Raw genomic sequence first — 12,647 nt, 5'->3', positions numbered from 1 at the left:
TACTACTGGCCATCAGGCCGTCAGTTGTCATCCTCGTCGATCAGGAAGCCTCGCATCGGCGAGGGTGCCTGACCCATCGGGGACGGGCCCTGCGGCCGCACCGGAGCCATCGGCTGGGTCATCGCCGGCGACATCTGCTGCTGACCGCCGTAGGACGGACCGGACGGCGAGGGGGCGCCGCCCATCGTCTGGTTGCCACCGCCGTAGGACGGGGCGCTCGCGCCGGCCGGAGCCATGGAAGGCGCCGGGGACGGCGGGAGGGACGCGGTCGCCGGAGTGCGCGGCGGGGCCAGCGAGTCGTCGGCCTGGGTCTCCAGCTGGCGCAGCTGCGACTCCAGGTACGACTTCAGGCGTGTGCGGTACTCGCGCTCGAAGCCGCGCAGGTCCTCGACCTTGCGCTCCAGCGTGGCGCGGGCGGACTCCAGGGAGCCCATCGCGACGCGGTGCTTCTCCTGCGCGTCCCGCTCCAGGGCGTCGGCCTTGGCTCGGGCGTCACGCTCAAGACCCTCGGCACGCGAACGCGCCTCGCCGACGATCTTGTTGGCCTCGGAACGGGCCTCGGCGATCGCCTGGTCGGCGGTCTGCTGGGCCAGCGAGAGGACACGGGCGGCGCTGTCGCCACCGGGGCCTCCCTGACCGGGGCCGCCCATCGGACCGCCCATCGGGCCGGGGCCGCCCATGGGGCCGCCCATCTGCTGCTGCATCGGGGGCTGGCCCATCGGACCCGGACCCTGGCCCATCGGGCCGGGACCCTGGGGTCCACCCTGACCGCCGGGACCGGCGGGCAGCTGCGGGGCACCGCTCGGCAGCTGGGGCGGACCACCCATGGGGCCACCCATCTGCTGCTGCGGCGGGCCCGATATGCCGGCGGGGACAGGACCGCCGGGACCGCGCATGCCCTGCTGCTGTTGCTGCTGATCCTGCTGCGGCTCCGGAGGCTTGCGCATGTTCTGCTGGTTCTGCGCAGCAGCGCGCGTGGCCGCGGCCAGTTTGGCGCGCAGGTCCTCGTTCTCACGGAGCAGGCGGGTCAGTTCGGCTTCGACCTCGTCGAGGAAGGCATCGACCTCGTCCTCGTCATAGCCTTCTCGGAGGCGGACGGTCGTGAACTGCTTGTTCCGCACGTCCTCGGGGGTCAACGGCATCTCTTCACCTCAACGTAGTCGTCGGCATTCGGCAAGACGGTAGGTCACATCGCTCATCACAGCCGGCTCACGATCGAGATCAGGATGTAGACGATGATCATCAGTACGAAGAAGGACAGGTCTAGCGCCACGCCCCCGAGACGCAGCGGCGGAATGACCCGCCGCAGAAGCTTGAGCGGTGGATCGGTGACAGTGTAGGTGGCCTCAAGAACGACCACCATCGCCTTGCCGGGTTGCCATGAGCGGGCGAACTGGAAGACATAGTCCATGACCAGTCGGAAGATGAGCACGATGAGGAAGCACATCAGCGCGATGTAGACGACATCCAAAACCACGCTCATGACCTCTTGCTTCCCTCTCCCCTGTGCCCTGCTCGGTACTGCTGTTCCGGTGGTGCGTCTCAGCTCTGGTTGAAGAACCCGCCCTCTGCGATGCGGGCCTTGTCCTCCGCCGTGACATCGACGTTAGCAGGCGACAACAGGAACACCTTCTGCGTCACCCGCTCGATACTGCCGTGAAGACCAAACACCAAACCGGCCGCAAAGTCGACAAGTCGCTTCGCATCTGTGTCGTCCATCTCAGTCAGATTCATGATCACCGGGGTGCCTTCACGGAAGTGTTCCCCGATGGTACGGGCCTCGTTGTAGGTCCGTGGGTGAAGCGTGGTGATCCGGTAAGGCTCTCGTTCGGACACGACCTTGGGCATGATCACCGGTGCGTTCTTCTCCAGACTTGCGCGTTCTTGTGTGATGGATGCCACGGGCGCGATGCGCGCCGGGCGGTTGGATTCCGCGGGTAGCGAAGCGGAGCGGGGAGCCGGTTCGCGAGGCACGGACGGCTGTACGACTCGTACCTCTTCGTCCCTTTGGGGCTGATGTGAGACGTGCGGCTGGTGGGACGGCTCGTGCCGTCGGTGGTCCCGCTCGGGCTCCGGGTCCAGTTCGGGTTCGAAGTCGTCGTCGGGGTCGAATCCGCGGCCGTCGTACCCATCGTCCTCCACGAGGCCGAGGTAGACCGCCATCTTGCGCATCGCGCCGGCCATGCTCTGAGTCCTCCGCTCTGTGGTGGATCGGCTGACGACTGCCAAGTGCCCGCGATCCACGTGGTCCTTGAATCCGCCTATCGGCGGCAATGACCATATTTTCTGCTGTGGTCCGACTTCTTGGCGACGTTACCCGAGCCTGGGGCGGACTCCGAGTACCGCGCTGCCGACGCGCACATGTGTCGCTCCGGCCTTCACGGCCTGTTCGAGGTCCGCACTCATCCCTGCCGAGACCATGGTGGCAGCCCGGTGACTCCGGCGCAGGTCGGTCGACAAAACCATCAGCCTCTCGAAGGCAGCCAGTTCGCGTCCGGCGTATTCGCCGGTGAGCGGCGCGACGGTCATCAACCCGTCGAGCCGGAGCCCCGGCGACCCGGCCACGAGATCGGCCAGCTCCGCGATCCCGTCGGGCGCGACTCCGCCCCGCTCACCGCGGGCACTCTCCCCGGCGTCGAGCGCGACCTGGAGGAGGCATCCCAGTTCGCGTCCGGTCCGGACGGCCTCCTTCGACAAAGCTGTGACGAGCTTGGAACGATCGACGGACTGCACGAAGTCCGCGTAACCGGCCACCGAACGCACTTTGTTGGTCTGGAGTTGACCCACAAAGTGCCAGGTAAGGGGCAGATCCGAGCATGCCTCGGCCTTGGGGGCCGCGTCCTGGTCGCGGTTCTCGGCAACGTGCCGCACGCCGAGTTCCGCGAGGATCCGCACGTCACTCGCGGGATAAGTCTTGGTGACCACGATCAGGGTCACCTCGTCGCGTGCCCGCCCCGCGGCCGCGCACGCGTCGGCGATACGCCGTTCCACCTTCGCCAGATTCGCGGCGAGTTCGTCCTTACGGTCCGTCATGCCCTATCAGTCCAGCCACACATAACCCGCGAGCCGACCGGTGGTGCGGTCGCGGCGGTACGAGAAGTGATCGCGCGACTCGAGCGTGCACACCGGCGACTGCTCCCGGTCGCTCACGCCGAGCCTTTCCAGCTGGGCGTGCACTCCGGCGCTCACGTCGACCGCCGGTGTGCCCCAACTCGTCTCGGCGTACGCCGCCGGCTCGACGGCGGCCACCTCGGCGCGCATCGCCTCGGGCACTTCGTAGCACCGGCCGCAGACGGTGGGGCCGGTGCGGGCGACGATCCGGGAAGGCTCGGCGCCCAGTTCCGTCATCGCGCGCAGCGCGGCCGGGACGACTCCGGCGATCATGCCGGGCCGGCCCGCGTGGGCCGCGGCGGCGACCCCGGCGACGGGGTCGGCGAGCAGCACCGGCACGCAGTCGGCGGTGAGTACGGCGAGGGCCAGCCCTCGGCGTGTGGTGACGATCGCGTCGACCGACGGGACCGGGGCCGAAGATCCCCACGGGCCGTCGACCACCGCCACGTCGGCCCCGTGCACCTGGTTCATCCAGACGACCCGGTCCGTTTCGAGACCGAGGGACTTGGCGGCCAGGTCCCGGTTGGTGCGTACGGCGTCGGGATCGTCGCCGACCGCTCCGCCGAGGTTGAGCTCCTCATACGGAGCGGCGCTCACCCCGCCCCACCGGTCGGTGAAGCCGAAGTGCGCGCCGCTCGCGCTTTCGCGCTGTCCTATCACGACTGAAGGATCACTTGAGGAAGTCCGGTACGTCCAGTTCCTCGGCCGCGCTGTCCGAGTAGGTCCGCGGCGCCGGCGGGACCGGCGGGGCGACCGGGATGTCCTTGACCGGCTCGGGCGCGGGCTCCGGGTCCTCCTTCGGGGTCACGCTGCCGAGCGAACCGAAGGACGGGCGGCTCTCGGCCTGCCGGACCGGAGCCGGCTCCTCGCGCTTGGCCGAGGACGAGCCGAGGACGTTGTCCCGCTTGGCGGGCGGCTGGCCGCCGTCGAAGCCGGCCGCGATCACGGTGACCCGCACCTCGTCGCCGAGGGCGTCGTCGATCACCGCACCGAAGATGATGTTGGCCTCGGGGTGGGCGGCCTCGCTGACCAGCTGGGCGGCCTCGTTGATCTCGAACAGGCCGAGGTCGGAGCCACCGGAGATGGAGAGCAGCACACCGCGGGCGCCGTCGATGGACGCCTCCAGCAGCGGCGAGGAGATCGCCATCTCGGCGGCGGCCACCGCGCGGTCGTCGCCGCGGGCCGAGCCGATGCCCATCAGGGCCGAGCCGGCCTCGGACATGACCGACTTGACGTCGGCGAAGTCGAGGTTGATGAGGCCCGGGGTGGTGATGAGGTCGGTGATGCCCTGGACACCCGAGAGCAGGACCTGGTCGGCCGACTTGAAGGCGTCCAGCACCGAGACCTGGCGGTCCGAGATGGACAGCAGCCGGTCGTTCGGGATGACGATGAGGGTGTCGACCTCTTCGCGGAGTTCGGCGATGCCGTCCTCGGCCTGGTTCGCGCGGCGCCGTCCCTCGAAGGTGAACGGGCGCGTGACCACGCCGATGGTGAGGGCGCCGAGCGAGCGCGCGATGTTGGCCACGACGGGCGCGCCGCCGGTGCCGGTGCCGCCGCCTTCTCCGGCTGTCACGAAGACCATGTCGGCCCCCTTGAGGACCTCCTCGATCTCCTCGCGGTGGTCCTCGGCGGCCTTGCGGCCGACGGCCGGGTTGGCTCCGGCGCCGAGTCCGCGGGTGAGTTCACGGCCGACGTCGAGCTTGACGTCGGCGTCGCTCATCAACAGGGCTTGCGCGTCGGTGTTGATGGCGATGAACTCGACGCCCTTGAGACCGACCTCGATCATCCGGTTGATGGCATTGACACCACCGCCGCCGACACCGATGACTTTGATGACTGCGAGGTAGTTCTGCGGTGCTGCCACGTCGAAGGCCTCTCGCCTCGAGTTACGTGTCGCCGAATCACCGTGACGCCCTGCGCCCCGTGACCCGACGACTGATGCCGAATGGGACGGTCCATATCGCCGACCCGAACCCTAACCCTGAAGTTTAGGGTTACCAGTGTGTCCGTTCCTTGGAGTCCTCTGAACAGGACACTAAGTCGACAAGTGGCGCACGTTCAACGAACACGCCGAACCTCCCGTTTTTCTTTTCACCCTATGTGATCAGCCGTAGCACTGCCCAACCAGGGTGCTGGCCTGCGCTGATGTGCGTCAACTCCCCGATGACGCCGGGGCGGTGGGCACACTGACATCGAAGTACCCCGCATCGGGCGTTGCTTTCATCAGGGCGGTGAGGGTACGGGCCTTCGCGGCACCCTTCTCGCTGCTCCCCCAGGCGACCGTGCGGCCGCCCCTCAGCTCCAGCGAGATGTCGTCATAGGAGCGGACCTTGACGGTCCGTGTCTCGCGCGCGACGGCGGCCGGAACCTTGCGGGCGACGCCGACGGCCTCGCGTACCAGCCGTGCCTCGCCGAAGCGACGCAGGCTCGCGGCGGCGGTGCCGGACCGGGCGAGCGTCAATTCCAGCGCGGGGACGCCTTTCGGGGCATCGGAAACCGTGGCGTAGCGGACACCCTCATCGTCCACTTCGACGAACTTTCCGCCCTTTTGGACAATCAGAACCGGAGTCCGCTCAACCACTTTCAGGTCGATTCCATGGGGCCAGGAACGGACCACGTCAACCGAGTCAATTCGGGGCAATTTCCGGCGCAGTCGTGCCTCGATCGCATCGGTGTCGACAGAAATCAGCGGCTTCCCCAGCGGAACCTCGGCCGCCGCTTCGACCTGAGCCGGTGTCAGGACGCGGGTGCCGGAGACGGAGACACGCTCGGCGCGCAGCCAGTCGGAGCCGTAGAAAAGCCAGACGGTCGGGATGCCGAGGAAGACCAGGGCGAGGCCCAGGAGAACCAGCGCGCGCAGCCGGGCACGCCGCGACCGCAGGCGGGGCGGCGGGCCGGACGACTCCCGCTGGCGTTCACCGCGTTCGGCGGTGGTCGATCCGGCCACGCTCCCTGCCTTCCGTCATACAGTCCTATCGGTGTGCACGACTGGCGGCGATCGCCTCGTACACCATGCCGACGAGCAGGTCGTCGGCGTCCCGGCGGCCGAACTCGGCGGCGGCGCGGGACATCTGGTACAGCCGGTGCGGGTCGGCGAGCACGGGCAGGACGTTCTGCTGCACCCACTCGGGGGTCAGCTCCGCGTCGTCGACCAGCAGTCCGCCGCCGGCCTTGACCACCGGCTGGGCGTTGAGCCGCTGTTCGCCGTTGCCGATGGGCAGCGGGACGTAGGCGGCCGGGAGCCCCACGGCGGAGAGTTCGGCGACGGTCATCGCGCCCGCACGGCAGAGCATCATGTCGGCCGCGGCGTACGCGAGGTCCATCCGGTCCAGGTAACTTACCGGCACATAGGGCGGCATTCCCGGCATCTGGTGGACCTGCGGCAGTTCATTCTTCGGGCCGACCGCGTGCAGGATCTGGATTCCCGCCTGCTGGAGCCAGGGCGCGACCTGCTGGACGACCTCGTTCAGGCGCCGGGCGCCCTGGGAGCCTCCGGTGACCAGCAGCGTGGGCAGGTTCGGGTCGAGGCCGAACGCGGCCCGCGCCTCGGGCCGTACGGCGGCCCGGTCCAGGGTCGCGATGGAGCGGCGCAGCGGGATGCCGATGTAGCGGGCGCCCCGCAGCTTGCTGTCGGGCGTGGAGACGGCAACCTGGCTGGCGTAGCGCGAGCCGATCTTGTTGGCCAGGCCCGGGCGGGCGTTGGCCTCGTGGATCACGATCGGCACGCCCAGGCGCTTGGCCGCGAGATAGCCGGGCAGGGCGACGTAGCCGCCGAAGCCGACCACGGCGTCCGCCCTGGTGCGCTCCAGGATCTGCTCGGTCGCCTTGATCGTGCCGCGCAGCCGGCCCGGGACGGTGATCAGCTCGGGGGTGGGCTTGCGCGGCAGCGGAACGGCGGGGATCAGCGCGAGTTCGTACCCGCGCTCGGGTACGAGCCGGGTCTCGAGGCCGCGCTCCGTGCCCAGGGCCGTGATGCCCACGCTCGGGTCCTGCCTGCGCAGGGCGTCCGCGAGGGCGAGCGCGGGCTCGATGTGGCCCGCGGTTCCTCCGCCGGCGAGTACGACATGCACCGAAATTCACCGCTCTCCGGACGAGCGTGCCGCCGAGGCACGCCGTCGCATCGTGTTCCATCTCCGGGGGCTCCGACCGGAGCCGGTGCCCCCCGCCCCCCGCTTTCTACCAAAGCGGGGTTGCCGCATCGCAAGCGCCATCCGCGCAGCGGGGTCCTGACGCGCGAAGGCGATCAGCAGCCCGATGGCGAACATGGTCGGCAGCAGGGCGGATCCCCCGTAGGAGAACAGCGGGAGGGGGACGCCGGCGATCGGCAGCAGACCGAGCACCGCACCGATGTTGATCACGGCCTGGGCCGTGATCCAGGTGGTCACGCCTCCCGCGGCATACCTGACGAAGGGGTCCTCCGTGCGTCCGGCCACGCGGATACCCGCATAGCCTAGAGCCGCGAAGAGGGCGAGTACCGACAGCGTCCCCGCCAGGCCCAGTTCCTCACCGGTGACGGCGAAGATGAAGTCGGTGTGGGCTTCGGGGAGTTGGCCCCATTTCTCCACACTGGCACCCAGCCCGGAGCCGAAGATTCCGCCGGAGGCGAGGGCATAGATCCCGTGCACGGCCTGCCAGCAGTCGACGGGTCCCGACTGGGGTTCGGTGGCGCCCAGGCACTGCAGGCGGGCCATGCGGTTGGGGCTGGTCTTGATGAGGATCAGGCCGAGGACGGCGGCGATCGACAGCACCCCGGCGAACAGGCGCGTGGGGGCACCGGCCAACCAGAGCAGGCCGAACAGGATGGCCGTGAGGATGATCGCGGTGCCCATGTCGCCGCCGATCATGATCAGGCCGAGCAGCATGAAGGCGGCCGGGACCAGCGGCACCAGCATGTGCTTCCACTGGTTCAGCAGCTTCCTGTCCCGCTTGCGGGCCAGCAGGTCGGCGCCCCACAGCACCAGGGCGAGCTTGCCGAACTCGCTGGGCTGGATCTGGAAGGAGCCGCCCAGGGAGATCCAGTTCTGGTTGCCGTTGACCGACATCCCTATCCCCGGGACCTGCACGAGAGCCATGAGGAAGACGGCGCCCGCGAGGATGGGGTAGGCGAGCGCACGGTGGAGCCGTACCGGCATCCGCGAGGCCGCGAACAGCAGCACGGTGCCGATGCCCGCCGCGAGCAATTGCTTGCGGAAGAAGTACGAACCCGGCAGCGACATCTGCAGCGCGGTGATCTGGGAGGCCGAGTAGACCATCACCAGGCCCAGCACGGTGATCAGCAGACTGCCGCCGAGGATCAGGTAGTAGGCGGTCAGCGGTCGGTCCCAGCCCTTGCGGGCGCGCATGTAGAGGCTCAGGACGCCGTTGTCACGCGCGATCCCCGACGCGGCGGGGCGGCGCCTGGGGGCTCGGGGGGTCGGCGGCCGTCCGGTGCGGCTGGTGGGCATCGCCGCTCACCCTGCCGTGCCGGAGGGGGACGTCGCGCGGTGCACGCCCCCACGCCGCTCGGGCACCAGCCACATCCGTGTCACGCGTCCCTCCCAGGTACGCCCGGCACCGCCGCCGGGCGAGGCGGACCCGGGTCAGCCGTCGGCGGAGCCGAGTTCACGGACGGCGTCCGCGAAGGCGTCCCCGCGCTTGTTGTAGTTGGCGAACATGTCCATGGACGCGCAGGCCGGAGCCAGCAGCACCGTGTCGCCCGGCTGAGCGAGTTTCCGCGCCTCCTGGACGGCCGCGCGCATCGCCCCAGTGTCGGTCCGGTCGAGGTCGACGACCGGTACCTGCGGGGCGTGTCGCGCCAGGGCTTCCCGGATGAGGGCGCGGTCCGCGCCGATCAGCACGGCGCCCCGCAGGCGCTTCGCCGACCTGGCGACCAGTTCGTCGAAGGTCGCGCCCTTGGCGAGCCCGCCCGCGATCCACACGATCGGGTCGTAGGCCGCCAACGAGGCTTCCGCCGCATGCGTGTTGGTGGCCTTGGAGTCGTCGACGTACGCGACCCCGTCCACGTCCGCGACGTGCGCGATGCGGTGCGCGTCCGGGGTGAACGCACGCAGGCCGTCCCGTACGGCCCTGGCGGGCACGCCGTAGGCGCGGGCGAGGGCCGCCGCGGCGAGGGCGTTGGCGATGTTGTGCGGGGCCGGCGGGTTGACGTCGGCGACCTCGGCGAGCTCCTGGGCGTTCTTCTGCCGGTTCTCGACGAAGGCGCGGTCCACCAGGATGCCCTCGACGACGCCGAGTTGGGACGGCGCCGGGGTGCCGAGGGTGAAGCCGACGGCACGGCAGCCCTCCTCGACGTCGGCCTCGCGGACCAGATCCTCGGTGGACGGCTTGTCGGTGGCGTCCACGTTGTAGACGCAGGCGACGCGGTTGCCCTCGTAGATGCGGCCCTTGTCGGCGGCGTACGCCTCCATGGAGCCGTGCCAGTCGAGGTGGTCCGGGGCGAGGTTGAGCACGGCGGCCGAGTGGGCGCGCAGGGAGGGCGCCCAGTGCAGCTGGTAGCTGGAGAGCTCCACGGCCAGGACGTCGTACTGCTCCTCGCCGAGGACCGCGTCCAGCAGGGAGACGCCGATGTTGCCGACGGCGGCCGTGCGCAGGCCCGCCGCCTTCAGGATCGACGCCAGCATCTGGACGGTGGTGGTCTTGCCGTTGGTGCCGGTGACGGCGAGCCACTCGGCGGCGTCGGGGCCGCGCAGGCGCCAGGCCAGTTCGACGTCGCCCCAGACCGGGACGCCCGCCCGCTCCGCCGCCGTGAACAGCGGCTTGTCCGGCTGCCAGCCGGGTGCGGTGACGATCAGCTCGGTGCCCTCCGGCAGCGTCTCACCGTCGCCGAGGCGCACCGTGACGCCGAGCGCCTCCAGGTCGGCCGCCTGCGCCCGCGCACGCTCGTCGGCGCCGTCGTTGACGACGGTGACGAGCGCGCCGAGGCCGTGCAGCACCTTGGCGGCCGGGACGCCGGAGACGCCGAGTCCTGCGACGGTGACGTGCTTGCCCTGGAAGTCGAAGGGCTCCGAGGTGGTCACTTGTCCGCTGCCCATCCTGCGTAGAAGAGGCCGAGTCCGACGATGACACAAATGCCCTGGATGATCCAGAAGCGGACCACGACGAGCACTTCGGACCAGCCCTTGAGTTCGAAGTGGTGCTGGAGCGGCGCCATCCGGAAGACGCGCTTGCCGGTGAGGCGGAACGAGCCGACCTGGATCACCACGGACATGGTGATCAGGACGAAGAGGCCGCCGAGGATGGCCATCAGCAGTTCGGTGCGCGAGCAGATCGCGAGGCCGGCGAGCACGCCACCGAGCGCGAGCGATCCGGTGTCACCCATGAAGATCTTGGCCGGCGAGGTGTTCCACCACAGGAAGCCGAGGCAGGCGCCCATCAGCGCGGAGGCGACCACCGCGAGGTCGAGGGGGTCCCGCACCTCGTAACAGGCGCCCGGGTTGGTCAGCGTCTGCGCGTTGGCGCAGGACTCCTGGAACTGCCAGACACCGATGAAGGTGTAGGCGCCGAAGACGAGCACCGAGGCGCCGGTGGCCAGACCGTCCAGACCGTCGGTCAGGTTCACGCCGTTCGACATGGCGAGGATCATGAACAGCGCCCAGACCACGAACAGCACGGGGCCGATCGTCCAGCCGAAGTCCGTGATGAACGACAGCTTGGTGGAGGCCGGGGTGTTGCCGCGGTTGTCCGCGAACTGCAGCGACAGCACCGCGAAGCTGACGCCGACGATCAGCTGACCGGCCATCTTCGCCTTGGCGCGCAGGCCCAGCGAACGCCGTTTGACGATCTTGATGTAGTCGTCGAGGAAGCCGACCAGGCCCATGCCGACCATCAGACCGAGCACCAGGATGCCCGAGAAGGTCGGCGCCGCGTCGACGTCCGGGTCCAGATAGCCGGTGATCACCTTGGCCAGGAAGTACGCGGCGACGGTCGCCAGGATGAAGGCGATACCGCCCATGGTCGGCGTACCGCGCTTGCTGGCGTGCTCGCGCGGGCCGTCGTCGCGGATGTACTGGCCGTAGCCCTTGCGGGCGAGCAGCTTGATCAGCAGCGGAGTGCCGACCAGCGTGAGGAAGAGACCAATGACTCCTGCGAACAGGATCTGCTTCATCATCGGGCGGAAACCTCACCCTCGGCACCGGTCTCGACGAGCGCCTGCGCCACGCTCTCCAGCCCGACCGAACGGGACGCCTTCACGAGCACGACGTCCCCCGGGCGCAGCTCGCTGCGCAACAGGTCGACCGCCGCCTGTGCGTCGGACACGTGCACCGACTCCTCACCCCACGAACCCTCGTTATATGCGCCCAGTTGCAGCCAGGCGGCTTCCCTGCCACCGACCGCGACGAGCTTGCTGACGTTGAGTCGGACGGCGAGCCGCCCGACCGCGTCGTGCTCGGCGAGAGCCTCGTCCCCGAGCTCGGCCATCTTGCCGAGCACCGCCCATGTACGACGCCCCTTTCCGATGGCCACGAGCGCGCGCAGCGCGGCCTTCATCGACTCGGGGTTCGCGTTGTAGGCGTCGTTGACAACCGTCACGCCGTCCGGGCGCTCGGTGACCTCCATCCGCCAGCGGGAGAGGGAGCCCGCCTCGGAGAGCGCGACGGCGATCTCGTCAGCGGACATGCCCAACTCGTGGGCGACGGCGGCCGCGGCGAGCGCGTTCGACACGTGGTGCTCACCGTACAGGCGCATGGTCACATCGCTTGCACCGGAGGGTGTGTGAAGCCTGAACGACGGCTGTCCGGTGTCCGTGAGTCGCACGTTCTCGGCGCGAACGTCCGCTTCGCCGGACTCTCCGAAAAAGAGCACCTTCGCCTTCGTACGGGAGGCCATGGCCCGTACGTAGGGGTCGTCGGCGTTGAGGATCGCGGTGCCGCCCTCGGCCTCGGGCGGCAGGGCCTCGACGAGTTCGCCCTTCGCCTGGGCGATCTGCTCGCGGCCGCCGAACTCGCCGATGTGGGCGCTGCCGACGTTGAGGACGAGACCGACCTTCGGGGGCGTCAGGCCGGTGAGGTAGCGAATGTGCCCGATGCCGCGGGCACCCATCTCCAGGACGAGGAACCTCGTCTCCTCGGTGGCGCTGAGCGCGGTCAGCGGCAGCCCGATCTCGTTGTTGAGCGAGCCGGGCGTGAACACCGTCGGCGCCTTGCGCTGCAGCACCTGCGCGATGAGGTCCTTGGTGCTGGTCTTGCCCGCCGAGCCGGTGAGGGCGACGAGCGTGGCGCCGAGGCGGGCCACGACGTGCCGGGCGAGGGCGCCGAGGGCGGTCTGGACGTCGTCCACGACGATCGCGGGGACGCCGACGGGCCGGGTGCCGAGCACGGCCACCGCGCCGGCCTCGACGACCGCCGCCGCGAAGTCGTGGCCGTCCACGCGTTCACCGGCGAAGGCCACGAACAGACTGCCCGGCCCCGCCTCTCGGGAGTCCCGGACCACCGGGCCGGTGACCTGGACGGACGGATCCGGTATGTCGTGCGTCTGCCCGCCGACGACTTCTGCGATCTCGGCGAGGGAGAGGGCGATCACAAGTTCATCCCCTGGGT

12 protein-coding genes are annotated in these 12,647 nt (G+C 69.6%); all 12 read right to left on the bottom strand.

Features of this window, described 5'->3' with window-relative positions:
* Positions 1–20: 20 nt before the first annotated feature.
* The gene (locus ACIQU3_RS35085) at positions 21–1,142 is read right to left on the bottom strand and encodes a DivIVA domain-containing protein (RefSeq protein ID WP_234845033.1); all 1,122 of its coding nucleotides are present in this window, start codon (positions 1,140–1,142) and stop codon (positions 21–23) included.
* 56 nt (positions 1,143–1,198) lie between these two features.
* A complete protein-coding gene (locus tag ACIQU3_RS35080; protein ID WP_030248691.1) occupies positions 1,199–1,483 on the bottom strand; it encodes a YggT family protein in 285 nt (94 codons plus the stop codon).
* A gap of 59 nt (positions 1,484–1,542) precedes the next feature.
* Complete coding sequence (locus tag ACIQU3_RS35075; RefSeq protein WP_403729493.1) at positions 1,543–2,184, bottom strand: cell division protein SepF; 642 nt, start codon at positions 2,182–2,184, stop codon at positions 1,543–1,545.
* Positions 2,185–2,313: 129 nt separating this feature from the next.
* On the bottom strand, positions 2,314–3,033 hold the full coding sequence (locus ACIQU3_RS35070) for a YggS family pyridoxal phosphate-dependent enzyme (protein WP_403729490.1): 720 nt from the start codon (positions 3,031–3,033) through the stop codon (positions 2,314–2,316).
* A gap of 6 nt (positions 3,034–3,039) precedes the next feature.
* Positions 3,040–3,771 (bottom strand): peptidoglycan editing factor PgeF, encoded by a 732-nt coding sequence (gene pgeF / locus ACIQU3_RS35065; protein WP_403729487.1) that lies wholly within the window; start codon positions 3,769–3,771, stop codon positions 3,040–3,042.
* A gap of 10 nt (positions 3,772–3,781) precedes the next feature.
* Complete coding sequence (ftsZ, locus tag ACIQU3_RS35060) at positions 3,782–4,975, bottom strand: cell division protein FtsZ (protein WP_030848227.1); 1,194 nt, start codon at positions 4,973–4,975, stop codon at positions 3,782–3,784.
* A 288-nt stretch (positions 4,976–5,263) separates the two neighbouring features.
* Positions 5,264–6,058: a cell division protein FtsQ/DivIB gene (locus ACIQU3_RS35055; protein ID WP_403929668.1), complete on the bottom strand. Its 795-nt coding sequence runs from the start codon at positions 6,056–6,058 to the stop codon at positions 5,264–5,266.
* Positions 6,059–6,083: 25 nt separating this feature from the next.
* Positions 6,084–7,181, bottom strand: a complete 1,098-nt coding sequence (gene murG, locus ACIQU3_RS35050; protein WP_403729481.1) for an undecaprenyldiphospho-muramoylpentapeptide beta-N-acetylglucosaminyltransferase — start codon at positions 7,179–7,181, stop codon at positions 6,084–6,086.
* A gap of 6 nt (positions 7,182–7,187) precedes the next feature.
* Positions 7,188–8,555, bottom strand: coding sequence for a putative lipid II flippase FtsW (gene ftsW / locus ACIQU3_RS35045; RefSeq protein WP_403929665.1), 1,368 nt, complete (start codon positions 8,553–8,555; stop codon positions 7,188–7,190).
* Between the two features lie 135 nt (positions 8,556–8,690).
* Positions 8,691–10,142 (bottom strand): UDP-N-acetylmuramoyl-L-alanine--D-glutamate ligase, encoded by a 1,452-nt coding sequence (gene murD / locus ACIQU3_RS35040; protein WP_403729475.1) that lies wholly within the window; start codon positions 10,140–10,142, stop codon positions 8,691–8,693.
* Entirely contained in the window at positions 10,124–11,215 is a 1,092-nt protein-coding gene (gene mraY / locus ACIQU3_RS35035) for a phospho-N-acetylmuramoyl-pentapeptide-transferase (RefSeq protein WP_403730474.1), read from the bottom strand. The genes murD and mraY overlap by 19 nt, the downstream gene beginning before the upstream one ends.
* On the bottom strand, positions 11,215–12,630 hold the full coding sequence (gene murF, locus ACIQU3_RS35030; RefSeq protein WP_403729470.1) for a UDP-N-acetylmuramoyl-tripeptide--D-alanyl-D-alanine ligase: 1,416 nt from the start codon (positions 12,628–12,630) through the stop codon (positions 11,215–11,217). The genes mraY and murF overlap by 1 nt, the downstream gene beginning before the upstream one ends.
* Positions 12,631–12,647: the final 17 nt, after the last annotated feature.

The sequence above is a fragment of the Streptomyces sp. NPDC101110 genome, assembly GCF_044759525.1.
Classification (GTDB): domain Bacteria; phylum Actinomycetota; class Actinomycetes; order Streptomycetales; family Streptomycetaceae; genus Streptomyces.
Note: the sequence above shows the minus strand (reverse complement) of the source record. Positions and strands in the feature narration are given on the sequence as shown.